Here is a 20972-nt window from a genome sequence, read left to right on the forward strand (position 1 = left end):
TCTCGGCCGTCAGTACGAGGCGAGATCCGTTTTTCACAGGCCGACCTCCTTGTGAAGGCAACCGTCAGCCATCGTCAGCTGGGTCATTACATTGTCGGTCGTTGGGTTCCAGGCGCGGTGGCGAGACCAGCGTTGGAATGGGACCCCATCGACTTCTACCGTAGCCTCCGTCTGTGGAATCACGGCACCGTTGGCCAGACGGACAGCGGGGTACAGGTAGAACATGTCCATGGCTGTGCTGGGGTAGGTTGAGGGGATGTTCAATGCCAGTTGCACGACCTGCTCGGAATAGCCGGGCGGCAGTTGGTAGTTGTGGATCAGCAGCCAGCGGCCGCCCCCGCTAGTCAGCCGGGTTTCCCAGCGATGGCCTGCGGCGTCCAGATGTTGTTCGTCGCGATCGAGCAGTTTGAACTCGCGACGAAGTGGCAGGGCCGCCTCGCCGTTGCTCACGTCCGTCTGCGTCAGGCGCAGCTTTTCGATGCCCTCTGGGCGCAGATCGATTTCGTCGTTGATGGTCAGGGCTTGCTTGGGCCGCTCACGAACGATCAGGAAAATCTGCCAGCTTTGGTTGGGGTCCAGGCCAGCGGCCGAGATTGCCTCACGTACCGTAACGACCGGCTTCGGGAACTCGTACACTTCGCCTTGGATATTGAGTTTCCAGACGGCCTTGCGAGTGATGAAGCGCTCGATGCCGTCGACATCCAGATTGATGAACTGGCTGTCCTCGACTTCCAGATCAGCCTCGTCCTCCCTCTCCAGCAGCAGGCGCTTGCCTGGGCCAACTTCGGCGAGTTTGCGGACGGTATGACCAGAGATCTGCTTACAAGGCCACTCCAGGCGAAGGCCGTCAACGGTCAGGATGTACTTGCGATCAGACTCGATCACGATGAAGCGGTTTACTCCATCATGCAGCGTAACCGATTCCTCTGGCCGGATATCTTCTTGAGCACCAGAGTCCAGAAGCTGCAGTACGATCGGCAGTTGGTCGGGTTTGAAGTTAGCTGCCGCCGCAATCTGGGCGCCAGTTGGGGTGCGGTCATCAAGGCGGATCTGGCGGAATTCCAGATCATCTCCTGCCACTTCTACGGTGAAGTTGAGTGGCTGACACAATTGTTCAGTTTGCATTGGTAAATCTCCAAGTATTTTCCGCACACAGGCGGCTATTAGCTTCCTGGATGGAAGCCAGATTTAGCCGTAGAGGAGGAGAGTCCCAATCAGTTCTTGACTGGTGCGGAACACGCGGAGATACTCTTGCTTCGTTTAGAGGCATCTCGACTCAGACTTCGCGCAATTGGCGTTGCGCGAGGTTTCTCACCTACGTTGTATGGTCCTTCTCTAAGGGCACTCTCTGTTTCTTCACTATCTCCTTGTTGCTGTCTGTGATTTGAGCCGATGAAGCGTACCGCTTCACTGTGCTTATGATTTTTTCCCTTTCCTCAGCAGAAGCGCATCCCAGCCCCTGACTGATGGCTTTATTGTTCGAAGCCCTCAGGTGAAACGTGAAGCCTGTGGCGTCGTCCGATCGGCTGTAGAACCTGTCGTAAGGCGAGTGCTCCCGGCATGACTCGACTCCTTTGATGCAGCTAGCAAAGGTCTTATGGGCTTCGCTTCGCAATATCACCTGATTCTGTGCCGTCACGAACTGGTAGAACCAGTCTTCTCCCTGTGGTCTGTAAACCTCGAACCTCGCTTTCATCCCTGAACTCCTCGCTTCCCCTATCTCGTTCAATGATTCTGTTTACCACGAGCCAAAAAAAATGGAGGCATGCACAAAGCATACCCCCATTTCTCGATAAAGCAAGCCCTTTAAGCAGATTCGCCGATCACCTTGTAAACGAACTCCTTGCCGCCGCTGTCGGCAGACATCTCCACGCGAGTGATGAAGCCTTCTTCGGATAGTCGTTTGAGGCGCGTACTAGCGTTCTGAACGCTCATTTCAAGCGCTTGAGCAACCTGTGTGGTGGTTACGGAGTGATTAGATAAGACTACGTTAAGGAGTGGAAGGCTCGAAGGTGAGGGTTCGGGGCCCACGAATCGGCATATGCCATTCACCCAGCATGTAACTCGAAAATCTCCAGAGATTGCCGCACCTTCTAGGTTGGCGATAATATCTTCGTCAATTAAGTCAAGGATATAGAAAGAGATTTTCTTTGCGTAGAGTTTAAAAGTGAAAATGAGTGACTCGCGGAGAAAAGAAACATCGGCACCATCAATATTCTTGAGGGATATGCCAATTGTTTTAGTGCCAGCTAACTTGGCAATATGTTCCAACAATTGAGCATGAGCCTTTCTACCCCTAATCGTACCATAAGGGTTGCTGCTTCCGTCCGTGAAGTCGCGAAGGGCGATTATGTAAGTTTTCTCGTTCATGGCTTTAGTTTAACCAGAATCTATTTATCTGTCAAGTTGAATTCAAATACGATGTGTGTGCCAAAAAGTTTAGGCAAGCCTAAGCTCCAGCTATGTTTGTACAAGTCTTGGTTCTGATAAGTCAGAGTAACTGAGAAGTCTTCTTGTCTAATGCTAACTGTAGCATTGAGGCTCTCAGCTTGCCCTGAACTTCTATTTAAACCGGCGCCACCTGCACCTTTTCCGCGTTGGCTCAATCCACCTTTACGCATGGCATGTATGATTAGTTTTGCATTGGATGCCTCAAGTGTTTCTGGAAATTGTGCTGCGACCTCTGGATAGTGCTCGGTTAGTGCGGGTCTAAGTGTCGAGCAGATGCCTCTTCCAGAATCAGAAACCACGGCGACAATAGAAGTTGAGCCTTTCCGGTTGTAGCTCTGAAGCCCTGCAAATCCGGGGATAATGGTCTCAGAGTGCTCCTCCACATTGCCAATCAGTTCACCAAGTACTGTATGCAACTTATTGGCGTGAAGATCGCCAAAAGCCTCGGCAAAACTAAATTTGAACCGTTCAGGCACATTTTCTTCGCCTCCTGCAATGATGGGGAGAAGTTCAACGAGCTTCTTGTTATTTGCTTTCAGTGCATCGGTTTTGAAGCTGGCGGGACGACGCGGAAGCACCTTGATATTTTTATCGAGTCGCTCGAAAAAGTAGGCTCGTTTCAAATAGGAGAGTGCTTCAGGGTTCTCGCTAAAATCGAGCTCGACTATCGCTTTTACTTTGGCGAGCTGGTTGGCTAACGCAAGGATTCTAGCCGCAGCGCAAAAAAGTACCTTACGCTCCTTCGGGATTTTCAAAATAATATGACCGTGACCACAGTCCAGCGGCGAGCCGTGTTTGGCGAGAGAACGCTCAAAGTGCTCTTGGGTGATCCAGGTACTACTTGCGGTGAACTCAATTTGAAGGCATGCGTCTTTCTTCAACAACCACGCAGAATTTTCGTTCTGCACGAACACCTCAAGATTATCGTAAAGAAATCTTGTGACGTCCCTGCGCTCAAAATTTAAAAGCTTTGCGATTTCCCTAGCCTTAAGCGCTGGGTTATCACTCAACAACTGGACAATCCTTTTCCGCATGGGTGTTCGCTTAGCTCAGTGATGATCGATTTTTCGAAGGATCCAATGCCATTTGGGCCTTCCTGCACCTGGCACGTGGTCAGGTGGGGCGAAAATTATACAGACAGACTGGTGAAGTCGAAACGCCATCAGTCGTTTTTCGCGATCATCAACCCCGCGCCGCCGGGCCTTGGATGGTGTCTGCTTGCGGCTTCGGGCACCTGGCGGCACTCGGTGTCCACGGCACCGTACACTCTGCGAAGAGGCAAATTTTTAAAGAGCGTTGAGGCCGAAGCCTGAGCTTGCACAGCTAGTGACGGTGTAAGCGGGAAGCAAGTTCAATTTTTATACTGTATGCATGTACAGTATATGAGATTGCTTGAGGATCGCAAGCCCTTTGCCAGCCGTTGAGGGGAGGCGCTGTCGGCTTGAGCAAATCTGTAAGCCTCAGGAGAGGCGGACTACCTGTAGCATCCCTGTCGAAGCCTGCGTCCGCCTTGGTTGCCATCCGCTTTTCACCCAGGATCAATGGCGCGAGGCTGTTAACGCCTCGGGCGTCCTCAATGACTATTGGAGTGGGGGGTGTTCCGGCTCCAGGCCGATGAGCAACCGGTGCCATCCTTCGGAATTGCTAGTACCCCTGGTCTCTGTAGACTCGGAGCGCTAGTCCTGAAAATCTTCCGCAATCCTGGTTGATAGCCATTTAGTGGCTAATCTTGATTGGAGTCAGAGCTTGGCTCAGCCCTGGGGGTTGAAATGGCAATCTTTGTCTATTCATTGAAGTGTACCGGGCATCTTGTGTGGCTTGCGGGCGTGGCCCTATTCGGAAGTGCTGCCGTTTCCGCCCCTCAAACCCTGCCTGAACCGAATCTGGCAAGTCTGCCTGCATGGGCCCAAGAGAGAGTCGCTCCAACCAAACGGGCGTTAGTTGTAGGCATCAACGACTACCAGTACGCGAAAGATCTTCGGACGCCACAGCACGACGCCGAAGAGGTGTCCATCACGCTTAGAAATCTGGATCCGAAGATTGATTTGACCCTGCTCACGCAAGGGCCAGGGAACACGCTGGGCCGTGATGAGCTGCTTGATCAATTTGAGTTATTCCGGGACAGCCTGCGCCCTGGGGATATAGCTGTGGTGTATTTCAGTGGTCATGGCATTGAGATCGATGGTGTCAACTATCTGGTGCCGGCAAACGCAGAGCTCAGCGAACCAACGGAGGAAACGTCCACTTATATCAGCTTGCCCTACCTGACCGACCTCGTTCAGGGTACGGGAGCAGCGATCACGTTGATTATCCTCGACGCCTGTCGAAGTAATCCATTCTCCGCGCCGGTAGCTGATGATGATCATCTCGATCTCCAGAATCCCCCAGCTTTACTGCCCCCAGCTGCTGATATCCCCCACCAGTATTTAACGCGGAAGAGGCCGGAGCCTGGTGTTCCGCCGACAGACTTTCTGGTGTTCTTCGCGGCTGAGGCCGGCAAACCATCGTTCAGTTTCCTCCGCGGCGACAGCGAGAAGGACCTCAGCATCTTTACCCGCAACCTGTTGGGATTGCTGACCACACAGAACAAGCCCGCGGATAAAGTCTTTTGGTTAACCAAAAAAGCTGTGGCGAGGGTTACCAAAGACCGTCAGATACCATTCATTGCCAGTTCCTCCGGCGGTGAGGTGATGTTCCTAGATAACCAGAACCTTGCTAAGGACGAGTTGGCGGATTGGTTCGATACGGTTTTCGAGGCTACAGACGACGAACTCATTTCCACCCTTCCAGCATTCCTAGACAGCTATCCAGCTGGTCCCTTCAGTGCGGCTGCGCGGAAACAGCTGACCCTTTTGGAGTCTTCACGTGTTGTGTATTCATCCTCTGTAGTAAGTATCGAGCGCGACGTCGGTCTGTTGGGTGGTTCTCTGAGGACGCCCGTGGTGGTGAGCAAGTTGAACACTACGGCCTTCGCCCGTTACGACGTCAACGTTAGAAATGTACCCAGCGCGGCGAATTCCAAGGTTCTTGCGAGCCTGAGACAAGGGCAGCAAATTGAGGTGTTGAGTGGCAAGACACCTCGAGGGTGGGCGCAGGTCATGCTGGACGATGGTCAGGTCGGATATGTCGGAAGCGTCTCGGCACAGAACAAGACTGTTCAGACCATTAGTCTAGCTGCCGGTGAATTGCCGGATGCGCGAGTGCTGGCAGCGGTTGACGCCTGGCGCGGGCAGCTTGAAAAGGGTCGTTCCAGCATTGAGATCAGCGTGGGCGAAATCAGTAGTGACAATCTGACCCAGGCGAAGAGGCGTGCATTAAGACAAGCGTTGCGAATCCGAGCAATGCTCAAGGCGCAGGGAGTGGACCGTTCGCATCTTGCACTTCGCCTGCGTAGTCCCGAGGTGCCCGCAGACACCGTGAGCATCAGTTTGATGAAGGAGGGGGTACGATGACCGCGAGACTAGTGCTTATGGCGTTCTTGCTGATGTCCCCTTGCACAGCCCTAAGGGCCGACCCCTGGACTTGGTCGCCGCAGATCAATGGTTCCGAACCGTTGCGCAACCTTTACCTACAAGAGCGCTACGGTGTGCAGCTGTTTGAACCCAAAATTATCGGTGGCGCAAAAGCTCGTCTTGGTGAAGACCAGTGGCAAGTTGCGTTAATCGACGGCTACAACGTCGGTCTAGATCGCCGTCCATTCTGCGGCGGTGTACTGGTTGCAGACACTTGGGTGTTGACGGCCGCGCATTGTGTCGACCAGAGATCTACCCCTTCACAGATCAGTGTTTTAGTTGGCGCAACTGACGTCGGGCCGGATGGGGGCGCCCGGCGCATCGAAGTGAGTCGGATAATAAAACACCCCCGTTACCTATCAGGTAAACCTCCGCTCCATGACTTAGCCTTGCTACAGCTCGCGTTGTCTGCAACGGGGGATTTTGCGTCAACTATTGGCCTACTACCTGAGGAAGATGAGGCGAAAGCCTTGGCGCGCCAGGCGCCCGCTAGGGTCACGGGCTGGGGGGTGATTGCCGAGGGCGATGAGATCGGGGTGCGTGAGTTACGTTTCGTTGATTTGACGATACTCAGCAACCTGACCTGTAACGACCGCACCGGTTACAAGGGGAAGATTACCGACTACATGGTCTGTGCTGGCTTTAAGGATAGTGCCGACCCCAAAGACTCCTGCCAGGGTGACAGCGGTGGACCGCTTACCGTAAGTCTGTCTGGTAAGCGCTATCTAGCAGGGATCGTTTCCTGGGGTGATGGCTGTGCGATTAAAGAGCGCCCGGGGGTCTATACGAAGGTTGCACGCTACAGCTCGTGGATTGCTGACTGCCAGCAGGGTAGGGAGTTGTGCACCTCATCGACCGTCAGCGTGCTAGAACCCGCAGGGGCAGTACGTACAGTGTCGCTCTCAACACAACAAGGGGTAGGACGATGAAGGCAAAAAGCGCTGCAACATTGATAGGCCTAATGCTGTTAGTGGGCTGTTCACACCAAACCCCACAGGTAATGAGCCGAGCCAGCCCGGTCTCAGAGCTTCAGATTGCTATCGGCCAGTGCATGACTGTCAGTCCAGCAAAAAGTACCGCAACACCTGAGGGCTCCAGAGCGATTGTCGATGCATTGGCCAAAGTTCTCATCAGTTCAGGTGTTAACTATCTGGGCCAGGCTGCAAACAAGGCAGGGGAGGCCAAAACATGGACGGCGCAGGGGACCAGAAACTTCCAGGCACCTAGCGCAAAATTTCCCCAATGTATACAGGTAGTGCGTGGCCAATTCCTCACTGAGGGCGCCGCAAGCACAGAATGGAGTCCGCCAGACAACTCAGGTTGGCCAGCCAACACAAAGACGCTGCTCGATGAGCGAGGTTTGTATCTTACAGGCCAACCAGGCTTTCTCTTTGAGGCGCAGATTATGCCCTCGGAGGACAAGAAAGCGTTTTCTATTCGACCAGCCATCGCAACTTACTTCGCGCCGATAGACACTCGATTCCTGCGCCCAAGTAAGGACCGGAACATCGCGTTGTTCTTCTCCTTCACCCCCCCAGGTACCAAGCCGACCCTGGAAAGCAATCCAAGCGCCACCGTCTTGGTGGGAGCCATGCAGTCCTGGACCACCCGCAAGTATGCAGTAGACGGTTCATCGCCCAGTGTATACGAGTCACCTTGGTTCACTCTGTCGCGCGAGGATGCCTCCAACGCGCTAACCCTGTCGGTTCTGATGACCGAAACGCAGGGTGAACAGGCTTTCCTGAAGTTCATCGGATCGGTGTTAACCGAACCGACGGTGGTGGCCGCAGCCAATGCGGACCTTGCGAATCGACTGATACCTGCCGAACGAGAGGCCAGTAGGAACACGGACCAAAACAATTACATTGCAGCGGTTAACAAGCGAGATGATGCCTACCTGCAATACCGCGAGAAAATTACGGCCTGTGCCAATGCGCAGGATGCTGATGCACGGCGTAAGGCCGCAAAAGAGGCGAAGGAGGCGATGGCGGGCTACATAAAGGCCGATCAGGAAGCAAAACCGGCTAAAGGGGAGATTAGCCCGGGGTTGGTCGATAGCATTCACGTCGACGGGGACTCGAGTGCTTTGCAAAGCAAATGCAAGTCACTGGCGAATGGCCTCAGCAAGTAAATCTGATGCTGGCGTGTCACAAATGAAATTCGGCGCCGAGCAAGCGGCGGCTACGATTCGCCAAGCGCACCAACTCAGCGGCCCGCCACCATGGTGGGCCCTCTCTCGCTTCATGGTATATCGAACACTACGGCGCCGATGATCACTCTCCGTCCTGTCTGAAGGGTTTATGAGAGATTGAACCACGTGCGATCACGCCTTGAGGACTGGGCTTTCATGGAACATCCCGGCGGCATTACGGCAGAGATCGGCGCTAAGCTCTACTACGGACCAGCAGTTGATGGGCATACCACTCCGCAAGACACTCTCAAGGCCCTCGAGGTTATGAGGAGTGCAAGCCAAGGGCTCAGATGCTGGCTAAGATTGAGTCCGCTGCCGCGGACCTTCAGAAAAAGGTAAGTCGTTAGGCGTTGGGTGCTCCGGCATGGCCTGCCTTGCTTTAGGGTAGGCCATGATTGGTGCCATAGGAATTGCAAAGCAAGCCCAGCATTCGTCTCACGCTTACAGACTGCACCGGATTTGACACGCATGCCTTGTAAGCATGTATCGACCTCATCCATATCGCGTATCTTTAGTTTTCGCGTTCTTTTAGTAAGCGGATGGCGAACACACCTACCGAACTCCAGCATTAAGGGCGATGGTGTCCGCGTATTTTAAGCGGACGCGATCACCCTTATCGCCAGGATATCCATGCGTCAACGAAGCTCTTACCCCAAACCGTTCAAAGCCCAGGTCGTTCAGGAATGCCTGCAACCTGGTGCGACGATTTCCAGCGTAGCCATCCATCACGGCATCAACGCCAACGTGATCCGCAAGTGGCTACCGATGTTCCGGGATCAAACACCCGCAGCTCTGCCGGCCTTCGTCCCCGTACAAGTTGCACCCAAGCGCGCAACGGAAGAGACGGTCATCATCTCACTGCCTCTGGGCGATAAGTCCGTCACCGTAAAATGGCCAGCCTCAGATCCGGACGGCTGCGCGTGTTTTATCCGTGGCCTGGCCCAATGATTCGCATCGACTCCATCTGGCTCGCCACCCAGCCCATGGACATGCGGGCAGGCACTGACACTGCATTGGCCCGGGTGGTTGCCGTGTTCGGTGCGGCGAAGCCGCACTGTGCCTACCTTTTTGCCAACCGCCGGGCCAACCGCATGAAGGTACTGGTGCATGACCAAGCCAGCCGCCATGCAGCGCCGCAGCACCTCATTGAACAACCAGCGGAACAGGCCGCTGTCACGGAAGCGGCCGTGGCGATTCTTCGAGAAGGTCGAGTGATTGGGTACTTCGTCTTCCAGACCCAGCCGGCAGAACCAGCGATAGGCCAGGTTTAAATGCACCTCTTCGCACAGCTGTCGCTCGGAACGGATGCCGTAGCAGTAGCCGACGACCAGCATGCGCACCATCAACTCCGGATCAATCGAGGGACGTCCGATGGGGCTGTAGAAGTCGGCCAGGTGTGCACGCAGATCGCTGAGATCCAGGCACTGGTCGATGCCGCGCAAAAGGTGTTGGGGCGGAACGTGGTCTTCCAGATTGAACGAGTAGAACAGGCGCTGCTGTCCACTCGGTAGCTGTCCCATCATGCTGTTCGCCCCCGCGCTCGCTGACAGAGCAATTCTGCCGGCGATGTGGGTGGGCAGCTACTTTTTCAACAGAATCGGCCAGAAGCGGTCGGTGGACATAGATGGTGTCCTGCTACCCTCTTTACCATAGTCGGGCTTGCCGTCACTCCTGTCGCGTTCCCCCTCGATAGACCTCGCGCTACCGCGACAAGAAACGCGATATAGCATGTCACCTAATGAGAGAGTATTAGGATAGCGCCATGAAACTTCGATGCCCTAGCTGTGGTTATATCGCAGACTGTCTTCCGCCAACCCATAGGTGTCCTACATGTGACAAATTTTCTCATGAGTGGCTGAGTTATGATTGGGAAAGCTTTGCTTTAATGAAGCGTCGACATATTGGGTATAATCTTTTAATCATTGGCGTGGTTCTAATTAATTTCCTTGCAACGATCACATCGGAATCAACCGATGTACGTCAATGGCTGTTCAACTTTTTATTTATTCCAGCAATGATCAGTTTACTTTATTGTCGAGAGCAGCTTAGAAGGAAAACGGAGTATGAAGGGCATAGCAGCAGAACTACGCGTCCCTGGTTTATCGGTGGTTGGAGTCTCTAAAGCGGCTAACAACTCGAATATGGATTCTCCCCACAAGTGATGAGATGCATTTCCAATGCTGTCGTCAGTGCAATTGCATTCGTATACCTGGCCGGTGTTGGGCGTGGTCGCCCTGACCACTCTGTAGTTCGCGCAACGGGGCCCCGTCGTTCATGGACGATGGCAGGCAGCTGCCAGCAGAGAACGACCGCAAAGGGTTGTGGATTGCGGTCTTTCGCCAAAGCCAGCATTCGGCCAGAAACGGTAGTTCAGACGTGCCTAGGAAAACCAATAAGGAGACGAGGATCAAATGGACTTCATTTTAGATTGGTAGCTCATCGCATTGGTGTTTATGTGCTGGGCTTGCTGAGTAACGGTCGTTTCAGGGGAGAGAGTGGTTTCGCCTGGGGCTGGGCAGTCGCCGTCGGTGGACTGATTTTGCTTTCTCCATTAGCAGCGTTCATAATCTGGCTCATCTACATCAGTGGCCCGTAAACTGACGTCTGCTATGGGGCGATTCTGTTGAAAAAGTCGGCTTCGGTTTTCACGGCAGAAAAGTACGCGCCTGAGATTGAAATCTGTGTTTTTGGCAGAAAGTTCAGTACTCGGATTTCACGTAGCAGCGTGCAAAAGAGGTGTTTCCACCCATCAATGTTCGATCGTTTTGGGAAAACCGACTTTTTCAACAGAATCGGCCAAAAACAGCCATTTTTGAATGACTTATAGTTTTTCAAAATGAATGGGGCGACGTGATGGCGGTTAAGGGCTGGGAGGGGCACTGCTGGCTCCATCCCTTAAAATATGCATCTGGGAAATTGTTTGTTGAAGGCAAGTTCGGATAACACCCAAGGTGAAGGTCAATTCGTTATCAGTTGGCCCCGAGATGAGCATCAACTGCTCCCCTTGTTGAACAAATGAACTATCGAGTGACCTAAAAGTGGCATGACTCGCCTTAGCCGACAGACCCCGATAGAACGTTTCATATAACTGTGAAAGCCCAGCCGTTCTGGCGGCATTGTAGATCGGATATTTAGTGGCGTTTGGATGTGCACGATCAATGACCGATTGCAGGACAGCAGATTGCTCTGCTGTCAGTGAACCAGCAAGAGTGTTGAGTAGTCCACGCGCCTGCACCGATTCTTCATGATCAGAGCTGAGCGATAACTGGTGGAACACATTCGAATCCGCCAATAGGGCAGCGCCGGCGAACAAGTTTTCGGTCGCGGTGCGGACTAGTACTTGAGCTTCCTGATTGAGACCTCTTTCTGTCAGGAGGAAGGCTGCCTGACAGGATCGGATGGAGCGTTCGAAGAATACGGCGGCGGCGAGCGAGGCAACCATTTCCTGGCTCACCGGCAAAGCCATCACCATTCTCTGCGCCTGATCTGAAAGCGCAGCCGTTTCCTCGAACGCTGAAGCGTAGTCTCGGCGAACTGAGTCCCTGAAAGAGTCTATCTCCGGTGATAAAAAACCTCTGGCTGAGAAGTTATCTTGCACGTGCAGTCCTCATGACTCGATACGGATCAATAGGCGGCTGGTAGCAGCTCAGTGGTGCGGATTGATATCAGCCCCAGTACGCTTCAAGCGTTCCGTATTGCAAATTGCCGCTCGCTACCCTGGCTGACTCATCGCATACGTCGCAGCGGATATCAGTCACCGCTTCGCTTTCCACTCGTCCCAGGATTTTCATAGTCCTGCCTCGTGCGCGACGTTCTATTAGCGTAGGAGTCAGCAACTGCTTCAGTGGGCCGTCGGTCGAAAACTGCCGAAAATAAATTATCAAAGCTTTGTCGCTAGGGAAGAGGAAGGAGCTGAAAATAGGGTCGTTAGCTGAGCTGGGTTGAAGCTAAACCACCATAGGGTTACTGCTGCGTTCAGGGCCCATTGAATTGTTGCAGGCCACAGGTACTTCCAGCCAGGCTCTGGCTATGAATAGCGATAGAAAGACAAAGCCCGCCTTGGAGGGCGGGCTATCGAATGTCTCCAAGGGGAGGCGAACTGCCAACAAATCTCGGAGCTAGCGAGTACAGGATACACCCTATCCTGCTCGGTGTGGATTCGAGATTATTGCTCACAGGACCGTTTGCGAACATCTGTAAGTCCAGGCGCGGACTTTCTCTTCAATGGGCTATCGGCCGAGTGGTATCGGATGCTGCTGCCGGTCCTCTGGCACAGCCTGCGTCGTTCAAGACTACACTGACCAGAAGCAGTACAGATCGTGCTAACACTGGGAGAGAGCTCGGCGCCGGTGCTCCACTTCTTTCGCTCAGCCCTAACGTGAGAAGATACTGGGTGGCCTGCATTGCGACGCTGGGGGGAGTTAGGAGAGGAAGGCGTCGAAAGGCATTGCGCTAACGAACGCTGCACGTGAGAAAGACATGATGGTTTCTGAAGCGCGTAGATCCAGTTCGATCGAGTCTGATTTTAAGCCGACAGCTTATCTGATTGAACCCCAAGCGATGCCACTCAGTTCGTTGGCTCTGTATCGTCTCGTGCGTGACGGCTTTGCTCTGGCCAAAGTGAGGGCTATGGTCGCATCTTCGCCGCTGTATAGTGCTACGTCGGTGCTGGACCGAATTCTCGGATACTCGGGCCGGCGCGGCCAACGTCAAGAAAAGCAAGGACATCGCGTTCTGCTCAATGCTCGACAGAGTGCAACCGCTTTTCAGTATGCCCAGGCGTTAGAGCGCGCAACAGTGGTTTTTGGTAATCAGCGGTTGGCTGAGCACTGGCTCGGACGACCTTGTAAATTCTTAGCCGGTGACGTTCCTTTGGACATCATCGAAAATTGGTGGGGATTTCAGAGCGTTGAGGACTATCTTCAAAAGATCGAGCTCGGCATTTATCACTAACCGGCGCTGCGAAAACTTCCCATCTCTCTCTTCGAGGATGCGTCGAAGCGGCAAGATCGCTGAAGTTGAAGAGTTACGACCTGAGCGGGTCTCGTGCGATGCAGGTACATTCAGCAGCCTACAGAAGGCGTGAGGTACTGAAATTTTTGGTCCGTGGCTCGTAAGCTCTGAAAAAACCAGCTCGCGAGACGTTGCATCACGTCCCGCGAGCAATCTGATTTTGGTCAAGCGTTCTGTGGGCCGAGTCGAGGGACGCAGAGCGCCGGTGCGAACTCAACCTACCGGGATATTCCCTGTTGATTTAAGACGAAGGGTTAAATCTAAACCTGCAGGGCGTGTTCGCCGAAATGGGTTTCGCATAAAATCAGTCGCTTTGGCGCAGTGAGTCGCGCGATGGGCGTTCTGATTGACACACCATTCGTCGGAATGACTGGCAAGGTTTCCGGATCAGACGAGAATCATACAGCCGATCAAGCGGCCACATACAGGGCTCGTGAGATCGTGATAGCAAGGTTGGGGACTGGTCATTTCGGCAACCCTGGTCCTTGCGGGCGCGGTACAGCAGGCGGCCAGATTTGACAAACCTGAGGGCGGCTGTACACAATGAACGAATCCAACGAATGCACGTTACTAGCTAGGCGTTCAGCATTCGGCGCAGTATGCGTGAGAGGTATAGAACCCTCATTTGGACTTGGCTACCGTCTGCTGCGACGGTTCCTTCTCTTGGTGCTACCGCCTCGCCCAAGAGCGACCGAAAGGGGCAAGCTCTGAAAGCTGTGAGAACCAGACTGATACATTTTATCAGTAGAGCACGTGAAGGATTCTCGACCTTCCTTGCCGAAGCCTCGGACTTCGCCATGTCGATTTTTGCATTCTCCGACGACTAATTACTGTTCAACTCAAGCGAAAGTATTCGCTTGAGTTGAACCATCGTCAGGAAATATTTAGCTCATGCAAGATCGTTTGACCCACGCAGAAATCGCTCAAATTGAGCAGTCGCTTCAAAATCATCTCAAAAAAAATGGCCACGACATCCTTGGTGCACAGCTTGGCCAATTCGTCAGGCGTGCCATCGCCCCCAAAACGATCAAATCCGTCGGCGGGCTACAAAGCCTTGTCACGCTAGAGCTTTCGCAGAACGTGGAGTTTATGCAAGCGCTTCCGTCCGATAGCTTGTACCGCGTCAAAACTTCAGGCGCGGGCGTTCTACCCGCCACGGCTGAGCGGGTGGAAGTGACTACTCCTCAGTTTTGGGACGCATTTTCCAATCCAAACATTGAATGCGTTGTAGGGATCATTCCTGCGACCGCCTCATTCCACGTCAGCCTCCCTGATGACTCCCTTCCATCTGACGTCGTGCTTTTGCGCAAAATGACGTCTGATGAGTTTCGTGCGGAAGCCAAGGTATACGCAGAGAGCCAAGAAGACGCCGAGTTGAGCAGTGAACTGCTCGCTACGCTCGAAAAGCCTGTTTTCTACCACGGCTGGATTTCCGTGCTGCGCTCTCGGCGTAGTTCTACAGAAAACCACCTGAGAAGCTGGGAAATCGCCCGGACCCGCTTGGTCATCGGCCGCTTGACGGAAGAGCTAGAGCGCGTGGGAATTGACTCCTATCGTGCTGCAAAAATGGCTAGTGAGGTGCGTCCAAAACCCTCTAAAGCGCCAAAAAAGCTCGTCTCCGATCAGGCCCACCCGCACGTTCCAGCCATCGCAACTGCTGCTGGCGAAACGACAGAATTGCAGGAGCTTCGCGAGCTGGTGCATCGAGCGATTGATCGCATGCAGTTAGCCGATCTGAACGAAATTCGCATACCGGCAGGTTTGCTGCTCGAAATCTACCAAAAACCTGCGGATTGAAATTTCATGCGGCCATTGCTGATCGTGTCTGAAACCAGGCATGTGGGTAAGATTTCAGAAGTCCTTCAGAAATATGGCCATCCTGCTGCTGTAGACCGCTTTGTGCGGCGGCTTGAAATCGATCTTCAGACAGAGAGCGACATCCACGATTTCCAGTTCGAAATCATGAAGGTGTTGCGCGAAAAGAAGCCGGACGGAGCTACAAACGGCTACCTGATCTGCGCTACTCACGACGCTGAGCGCTACCTCATGCTGCGATCCTTTCTGAAAACTCAGAGAGTCGAATTCGCTTTTTACAGCGCGCACGAACTGTGCAAATCGCTTTCCACGGAAGGACAAGAAAAAATTCAGCTGGCAAAGCTGCTTGGAACTTGCGGATTGTCAGTCCTCACTGCGGCTTCGAGCATCCTTCGCCCTTGGACGCACGCTAGCATTGACGCCAATACACTAGGAAACTGGAAAGGCCAGTTTGGACGGCTCGGGAAATATGCCTGGCTTGCAGATGCGATCCTGGCGAGGACGACGTTGATGACGGCCCCTCAGCTCACCGATTGCCTGGTCGATTCGCCGCTCAAGAGTGCTGATATTGCTGCGTTCAACCGAGATGGTCGGGGAGTAAGCAAAAGCGGAGATGTCATTGCCAATCAGATCGGAAAGCGCCTGCAAGGCTTGAAGATTCTTGACTCGCCGGCTGATGCGATTGAGACGATGCCTAAGGGCCGCATCGTCGTAGTAGAAGATGGTCTGTGGAGCGGAACCGAAGTAATTGGCGTCTTCGACAGCCTCTTAGGAAGGCGGAAGGGCCGCGAGAAGACCAAGCCCCTCGCGAACCCGGATCTTCTTAGAAGCGCCTCGCTGGACCTCGTGTACGGAGTGAGCACCGACTATGGAATGGCGATGGTCAAGCGTTACCTCCAGGACGAAGGGCTGGCCAACATTTCCGTTCAAAGTCGCGACACGATTGCTTTGGCTTCAAAGGGACTGCTATCCAACATTGCTGACCCCGCATTTGATATTCAAGCGTTACGAAGTAGTGGGCCTGTAGCGGACGCAATCAAGCCTCATCTGTTCGAAAGCTTGAAGGCCTGCTTGACACCTGAGCAATGCGCTGAGGCTGACCGGTTTTTGCGTGACATAGGACGGCAGCTTTGGCGCAACTATCTGAATGAGATGAAAGAGCGCAAAAACTGGGACATGTGGAGCGATGAAAAGTTGGACAACTGTGCATTGGGCATGCATGGATTGGGGCTGACTTATGCATTTGGGCACTCGGTACCCAAAGCAACGCTTCCGCTGCTGTGGGGGAGCGGCACCGTTACCTGGGGTGGGCGAACGGTCGATTGGACACCGCTTTTTCAGAACGCATGACGATGGCTTGCCTTGCGCCTATTCAGTGGCGGTTTGAGGTTGGTGAGCACTAATTTACCCTTTCAGTGTTTGCCTGCCTTTGCTTCTAGGGGGGCGGCAGCAATGCCCGCCTTAAGCGCTCAACCACCCGATGTGCGTCACAGCACCATGGATCCCAAAGGTCACTCGTCCTGAATCTCTGTTGCCTCGAATTCAGCAGAGAGCCATTTGGTCCTTCCATTGGCCGATCTCCCTACTTCCAGCAGAAAGATCTGCCCGTCGAGCCCAGGTTGTGAAAAATCAATACCGTCGTCAGTCGGTGAATAGCGCCGCGAAGTCGACCGCTTTGGGCGAAAGGCAGAGAGCTGATAACGACGTCCGTCAGCAAGCGACGTAAAGTAGCACCCAAGACAGCCGGCGGCCGTCATATTTGACCAGGCTTTGAAGTCGAGTCGCGCAACCCAGGTACCGGTTGGTACATCCTTCCAGGAATAGGATTGGGGCTCAAAACCCGCGTCAATTGCTCCCTTATAGCTCCAGGCTCGCCGCATATCTACGGTCGTAGGTTCAACTGCTTCTTCCATGGGCATCCTCCCCGGTGATCTGCGTTTGTGCCAGGCGTCTCGTCTTCTTATCATCCACCCTTGGTCTAGGAGTGGGTTACTCATGTACGAAATTACCCGATGTGATTCTTATCCTGTGCGCCATCGTGTGCCCCTCCCCGCAGGTTTGGGAACTGCGCATATTGCATCGTCCGTGCCGCAAGTGGCCCAGATTCCATTTCTTCTCGTAGTTATTGCTGCACCGGGGCTGTCGTGAAATCGTTAGACTGCGGCAAGGACCCCAACTGCCGAGGACAACCTGAATGCCTTTACGCACCTTGCCTTCACACCTATCTCTCCCTGAATTGAACTCCGCGAGAAACACCGGCACTGATGTTCAGGGTGTAGGGGTTGAGGCCGACGCTGATCGACTGTTGATCAGTAGTCAGTTCAGTGAGGCGGCAGAGGCTTACCGGACACTTGATCTCGACAATGTGAATCGGCGGGAGAAGCTCGCGTACTGCTTGTACTGCGCTGGCCAGAGGGATTTCCACACCGTTCTAGAGGACGATGTTGAACTCGCCACACCCTGGGGTTGGCGTTGCATCTGTGGGCTTTTGATCGCGGCCGATTTCCCTACAACACGTCCAAAAAGGAGTGATCAGGACGGCTCGCGAAAATCCTGCAACGCGCAGTGGAAATGGATTCTTGGCCCAAGCTACGTGAAGGACTGATAGCTGGCTGCTGGTACCAATCCCTTCAACAGCGCTATGACACGCCGGCAATGATCGCCATCCAGTCCTTGGCTTCTACAGTGCTCGGCAAGATGGGGTCGGCTCTTCAAGAAACTCTTGAGTTGTGTACTCGGTGTTGGCGCTAACGCGATTTTGACCCAGGCTACCGGAATTCATTGCCCCATCCGAATTCAGCAATCGATGGCTTTGCGCGGGATTTCAGAGGCTGAATATAGGTCAATTGAAATCAGCAGCCTGGGTCGAAAGCGCATCAGCGCCAACACATGGCTTAAGACTGATTTCTCCGAAAAATCGGGTTCCTTTCGAACAAACCTCGCACCGTCGAAATTGATGGCAGAAAAACCATCCTGGTCGATCGGTTTCTCATAGTCCCATTGGCGAGTTTTTTAACACTGTACTACTGTCATTTCGTGCTGGATGCTTAGGATCGTGAACGTTCGATTTCACCCAAGTTCATGGAATGAAGAGTCCATCGTGAACATGCAATTGTTCCAACCGCTGTGCATACGATGTGTACGAGGAGCCGGATTTGGCTCTGGTTCACTGGGAGGTGGTTATGGTGGCTTCAGGTCTACAGTCTCAGCAGCAAATGTTGGACGCTGTCCAATGGATTGCTACGAAACACTCCGTTTTTCACCAATACCTCCTCTGGCATCCCGGCTCCCAATCTCAGCCCACTAAGAACCAGTACTGAGCATGCGCAACGTGCACTGCCTAAGCATGTGCCTGGTGCTGTTGCCTGCCGGCATGGTTATGGCTAACCCTCTGCTCGGGTTGTCGGCGACTTGTACGGAGCAAGCCGCAGATAAACTGTTGGGACTTCCGCCCGTACCAAATGCCTCGGCACCTGAGCATCTGGTGGAAAAAATCCAGCTTGGCAAAACGCTTTTCTTTGACAAGCGTTTGAGTGCTGACGGCTCGATCAGCTGTGCCTCTTGCCATAATCCCGAACGTGGCTTCATTGATGGCTTGCCGCGCGCCCAGGGGATCCATCGGCAGTTGGGAACACGCAACACGCCGACTCTCGTCAATGCGGTTTTTGCCGAAACTCAGTTCTGGGACGGGCGCCGCGACAGCCTCGAGGCGCAGGCTACGGATCCGCTCTTCAACCCGATCGAACACGCCCTGAATGATGAGGCCCAGTTACTCCATGTCATTCGGCAGGATAGCCATTATGTTGCGGCCTTCGAGAGGGTATTTGCGACCACCCCTGAGACGCTATCGGTCGCGCAGGTCGGGCAGGCCATCGCCGCTTACGAGCGCACGCTGGTGGCTGGTAACTCTGCGTTTGATCGCTACCTCTATGGATACGACAAAGCGGTCTTGGCGACAGACGCTTTACGTGGGCTGGAGTTATTTCGTGGGCGTGCCCAGTGCGGGCAATGCCATGTCATCGGAGAAAACAGTGCGTTGTTCACCGATCAGCAGTTTCACACCTTGGGTATCGGGTTCAAGCGCCTGGAAGGTCGTCTGGCCCCTGAGGCGGTTCGATTTGCAAAGCTGAGTGCAGCGGAGCGCCAACAACTCGTGCTGTCGGATCCTGCCCTGGCCGAGTTGGGGCGTTTCAGCGTCACCCTCAAACCGACTGATCTCGGTCGTTTTCGCACCCCCAGCCTGCGCAATGTGGCCGAGACGGCGCCCTATATGCACGACGGTAGCATAGCGACCCTTGAAGAAGCCGTGGACCTAGAAGTGTATTACCGCAGCGTTGAAACCGGGCGCCCCTTGATTCTGACCCCTCTAGAAAAAACCGATTTGGTGGCGTTTCTGAAAACGTTGACGAGCCCTCATTTCCAGCAAAAGGCTGCATGCGAATCTGCCCACACACAACAGAACCGAGGATAGGGATATGTCGCAGCAAGCGTCAGGTTGGTATCGGCTCGTTGTGATGACATGGTGGATGCTGAGCATGGCGTTTGCCGCCCAAGTCTCTGCCGCACCAACGGTGACCTTAACGGTACCGGCAAGTGGTGCTTCATTTATTGTCCCTGCGATAGTCGGCTTGACTGCAAACGCAGCGACGAGCGTTGGAAACATTGTCAAGGTGGACTTCTATCAGGGCAGCACACTGCTGAGCACGGTCACCGCACCGCCATTTACTTTCAAGTGGGGCAACGTTCCACCTGGCACTTATAGCCTCACAGCCAAAGCCACCGACTCCCAAAACGTCGTCACGACCTCGTCTGCCGTCAGCATTACCGTAGGCACTGGCTCCATTGGCTACAGCTACGACCAGGTCGGTCATCTCGCTGGCGTCACCAGCAGCACGGCATCGGCTGAATACAATTACGATGTGGTAGATAATATCACCGCCATCAAGGGCTATGCCGCGGGCACTCCCAGCATTCTGGCCTTTTCACCAGCGCAAGGTCCGGTCGGCACAACGGTCACCATTGACGGTAATAATTTCAGCAGCACGGCGAGTCAAAATACTGTGCAGTTCAATGGCGTAACGGCCAGTTCGGTGACCCTCGACCCCATTTATCCCAATCGCCTCACAGCGTTGGTTCCGAGTGCCGCTACTACCGGACCGATCAGTGTGACCACGCCAGGGGGCAGTGCCACCTCAACGACTAACTTTACGATCGCAGCGAGTCAGGCCCCCACCATTACTAACTTGGCACCAACTATCGGAACGGCCGGCACCGCGCTGACAATTTCAGGAAGCAATTTCCAAACGGATAAAACTAAAGAAAAAGTAGTTTTGAGCATCCGCTCATCCATCATCACTTCCACGAGCACGAGCAGCATCGCCACCAGTGTTCCCGCCGACACCCTGGGCGGTAAAGTCAGCGTCACAACACCCTATGGCATTGCAATCAGCACGCAAGACTTGTTTGTTCCACCTTCTCCCTTGTTAACCACCGACATCCAGTACATGGATCGCCTTGCCTTCGCTGCAAGCAAGACGGTCAGCATTACAACCGGGGGTAAAAAGGCGCTGCTTCTGTTCGATGGTACACAGAACCAGCGCGTCTATCTGAATCTGGCGGGAGGGACTTTTCCAGCTTGCTATATCCTGGTCATCTACAAACCCAACGGTAGCGTCCTGGCCAATTCTACCGAGTGCTCTTCCGGCTATGTCGATTCCATCACATTGCCCACGACTGGGACCTATACAATCCTGATCAACCCCCTCAGCAATGCCACAGGTAATGTTACCTTCACCCTGTACGACGTGCCGCCAGACCCAGTTGGCATCATCAGTATTGACGGGCCGGATGCCAGGGTGGCAACGCCTTCCATTGGCCAGAACGGTAGCCTCACGTTCAGCGGCACCGCCGGCCAGCGCATCTATCTCAGTACACCTAACTCTACGTATAGCCGCAGCGAGTCGGTCATCCTCTACAAACCGGATGCCAGT

The 20972-nt window shown here is 53.9% G+C and carries 16 protein-coding genes and 1 pseudogene; 10 read left to right on the top strand and 7 right to left on the bottom strand.

Annotated features, from left to right (window positions below):
- Positions 1-33: 33 nt before the first annotated feature.
- From AC07Y9_RS18905 to AC07Y9_RS18920, 4 genes are all read right to left on the bottom strand, one after another.
- The gene (locus AC07Y9_RS18905; protein WP_102678928.1) at positions 34-1125 is read right to left on the bottom strand and encodes a multiubiquitin domain-containing protein; all 1092 of its coding nucleotides are present in this window, start codon (positions 1123-1125) and stop codon (positions 34-36) included.
- A 190-nt stretch (positions 1126-1315) separates the two neighbouring features.
- Entirely contained in the window at positions 1316-1696 is a 381-nt protein-coding gene (locus AC07Y9_RS18910) for a DUF1508 domain-containing protein (RefSeq protein WP_102678927.1), read from the bottom strand.
- Positions 1697-1806: 110 nt separating this feature from the next.
- Positions 1807-2370 carry a MarR family transcriptional regulator gene (locus tag AC07Y9_RS18915; RefSeq protein ID WP_102678926.1) on the bottom strand — a complete coding sequence of 188 codons (564 nt, stop codon included), beginning with the start codon at positions 2368-2370 and terminating at the stop codon, positions 1807-1809.
- Between the two features lie 20 nt (positions 2371-2390).
- On the bottom strand, positions 2391-3461 hold the full coding sequence (locus tag AC07Y9_RS18920; RefSeq protein WP_256581618.1) for an ATPase: 1071 nt from the start codon (positions 3459-3461) through the stop codon (positions 2391-2393).
- Between the two features lie 759 nt (positions 3462-4220).
- Here AC07Y9_RS18920 and AC07Y9_RS18925 point away from each other — a divergent pair.
- From AC07Y9_RS18925 to tnpA, 4 genes are all read left to right on the top strand, one after another.
- Positions 4221-5903 (top strand): caspase family protein, encoded by a 1683-nt coding sequence (locus AC07Y9_RS18925; protein ID WP_102678924.1) that lies wholly within the window; start codon positions 4221-4223, stop codon positions 5901-5903.
- Positions 5900-6892, top strand: a complete 993-nt coding sequence (locus tag AC07Y9_RS18930; RefSeq protein WP_102678923.1) for a S1 family serine peptidase — start codon at positions 5900-5902, stop codon at positions 6890-6892. The genes AC07Y9_RS18925 and AC07Y9_RS18930 overlap by 4 nt, the downstream gene beginning before the upstream one ends.
- On the top strand, positions 6889-8094 hold the full coding sequence (locus tag AC07Y9_RS18935) for a hypothetical protein (protein WP_146021751.1): 1206 nt from the start codon (positions 6889-6891) through the stop codon (positions 8092-8094). Before AC07Y9_RS18930 ends, AC07Y9_RS18935 begins: the two co-directional genes overlap by 4 nt.
- 690 nt (positions 8095-8784) lie before the next feature.
- Positions 8785-9102 (top strand): IS66-like element accessory protein TnpA, encoded by a 318-nt coding sequence (tnpA, locus tag AC07Y9_RS18940; RefSeq protein WP_102678921.1) that lies wholly within the window; start codon positions 8785-8787, stop codon positions 9100-9102.
- Between the two features lie 161 nt (positions 9103-9263).
- Here the strand turns inward: tnpA and AC07Y9_RS18945 are convergent.
- Both AC07Y9_RS18945 and AC07Y9_RS18950 read right to left on the bottom strand, forming a co-directional pair.
- Positions 9264-9677, bottom strand: a pseudogene (locus tag AC07Y9_RS18945) (transposase); the annotation flags it as partial.
- 1337 nt (positions 9678-11014) lie between these two features.
- Positions 11015-11752 (bottom strand): DUF5677 domain-containing protein, encoded by a 738-nt coding sequence (locus AC07Y9_RS18950; protein WP_102678918.1) that lies wholly within the window; start codon positions 11750-11752, stop codon positions 11015-11017.
- Positions 11753-12633: 881 nt separating this feature from the next.
- Between AC07Y9_RS18950 and AC07Y9_RS18955 the strand changes: the two genes are divergently transcribed.
- The 3 genes from AC07Y9_RS18955 to AC07Y9_RS18965 all read left to right on the top strand — a co-directional run bounded on the left by AC07Y9_RS18955 (position 12634) and on the right by AC07Y9_RS18965 (position 16332).
- Positions 12634-13107, top strand: a complete 474-nt coding sequence (locus AC07Y9_RS18955; RefSeq protein ID WP_102678917.1) for an antitoxin Xre/MbcA/ParS toxin-binding domain-containing protein — start codon at positions 12634-12636, stop codon at positions 13105-13107.
- A 951-nt stretch (positions 13108-14058) separates the two neighbouring features.
- The gene (locus AC07Y9_RS18960) at positions 14059-14964 is read left to right on the top strand and encodes a hypothetical protein (RefSeq protein ID WP_102678916.1); all 906 of its coding nucleotides are present in this window, start codon (positions 14059-14061) and stop codon (positions 14962-14964) included.
- Between the two features lie 6 nt (positions 14965-14970).
- Positions 14971-16332, top strand: coding sequence for a phosphoribosyltransferase-like protein (locus tag AC07Y9_RS18965; protein ID WP_102678915.1), 1362 nt, complete (start codon positions 14971-14973; stop codon positions 16330-16332).
- Positions 16333-16493: 161 nt separating this feature from the next.
- Here AC07Y9_RS18965 and AC07Y9_RS18970 read toward each other — a convergent pair whose 3' ends face one another.
- Entirely contained in the window at positions 16494-16895 is a 402-nt protein-coding gene (locus tag AC07Y9_RS18970) for a hypothetical protein (RefSeq protein ID WP_102678914.1), read from the bottom strand.
- A 281-nt stretch (positions 16896-17176) separates the two neighbouring features.
- On the opposite strand from AC07Y9_RS18970, the gene AC07Y9_RS18975 reads away from it, so the two are divergent.
- The 3 genes from AC07Y9_RS18975 to AC07Y9_RS18985 form a co-directional block, all read left to right on the top strand.
- Entirely contained in the window at positions 17177-17587 is a 411-nt protein-coding gene (locus AC07Y9_RS18975) for a hypothetical protein (protein ID WP_102678913.1), read from the top strand.
- 717 nt (positions 17588-18304) lie between these two features.
- Complete coding sequence (locus tag AC07Y9_RS18980) at positions 18305-19453, top strand: cytochrome-c peroxidase (protein ID WP_102678912.1); 1149 nt, start codon at positions 18305-18307, stop codon at positions 19451-19453.
- 4 nt (positions 19454-19457) lie between these two features.
- Positions 19458-20972, top strand: a 1515-nt coding sequence (locus AC07Y9_RS18985; RefSeq protein WP_494990495.1) for an Ig-like domain-containing protein, incomplete at its 3' end; no start/stop codon positions are given.

The sequence above is a fragment of the Pseudomonas sp. GW456-L12 genome (assembly GCF_059424045.1).

Coding starts and splice junctions, on each gene's coding strand:
- AC07Y9_RS18975 (WP_102678913.1), top strand. CDS start 17,177: ATGCCTTTACGCACCTTGCCTTCACACCTATCTCTCCCTGAATTGAAC.
- AC07Y9_RS18910 (WP_102678927.1), bottom strand. CDS start 1,696: ATGAAAGCGAGGTTCGAGGTTTACAGACCACAGGGAGAAGACTGGTTC.
- AC07Y9_RS18980 (WP_102678912.1), top strand. CDS start 18,305: ATGCGCAACGTGCACTGCCTAAGCATGTGCCTGGTGCTGTTGCCTGCC.
- AC07Y9_RS18925 (WP_102678924.1), top strand. CDS start 4,221: ATGGCAATCTTTGTCTATTCATTGAAGTGTACCGGGCATCTTGTGTGG.
- AC07Y9_RS18960 (WP_102678916.1), top strand. CDS start 14,059: ATGCAAGATCGTTTGACCCACGCAGAAATCGCTCAAATTGAGCAGTCG.
- AC07Y9_RS18970 (WP_102678914.1), bottom strand. CDS start 16,895: ATGGAAGAAGCAGTTGAACCTACGACCGTAGATATGCGGCGAGCCTGG.
- AC07Y9_RS18935 (WP_146021751.1), top strand. CDS start 6,889: ATGAAGGCAAAAAGCGCTGCAACATTGATAGGCCTAATGCTGTTAGTG.
- AC07Y9_RS18930 (WP_102678923.1), top strand. CDS start 5,900: ATGACCGCGAGACTAGTGCTTATGGCGTTCTTGCTGATGTCCCCTTGC.
- AC07Y9_RS18965 (WP_102678915.1), top strand. CDS start 14,971: ATGCGGCCATTGCTGATCGTGTCTGAAACCAGGCATGTGGGTAAGATT.
- AC07Y9_RS18905 (WP_102678928.1), bottom strand. CDS start 1,125: ATGCAAACTGAACAATTGTGTCAGCCACTCAACTTCACCGTAGAAGTG.
- tnpA (WP_102678921.1), top strand. CDS start 8,785: ATGCGTCAACGAAGCTCTTACCCCAAACCGTTCAAAGCCCAGGTCGTT.
- AC07Y9_RS18915 (WP_102678926.1), bottom strand. CDS start 2,370: ATGAACGAGAAAACTTACATAATCGCCCTTCGCGACTTCACGGACGGA.
- AC07Y9_RS18955 (WP_102678917.1), top strand. CDS start 12,634: ATGATGGTTTCTGAAGCGCGTAGATCCAGTTCGATCGAGTCTGATTTT.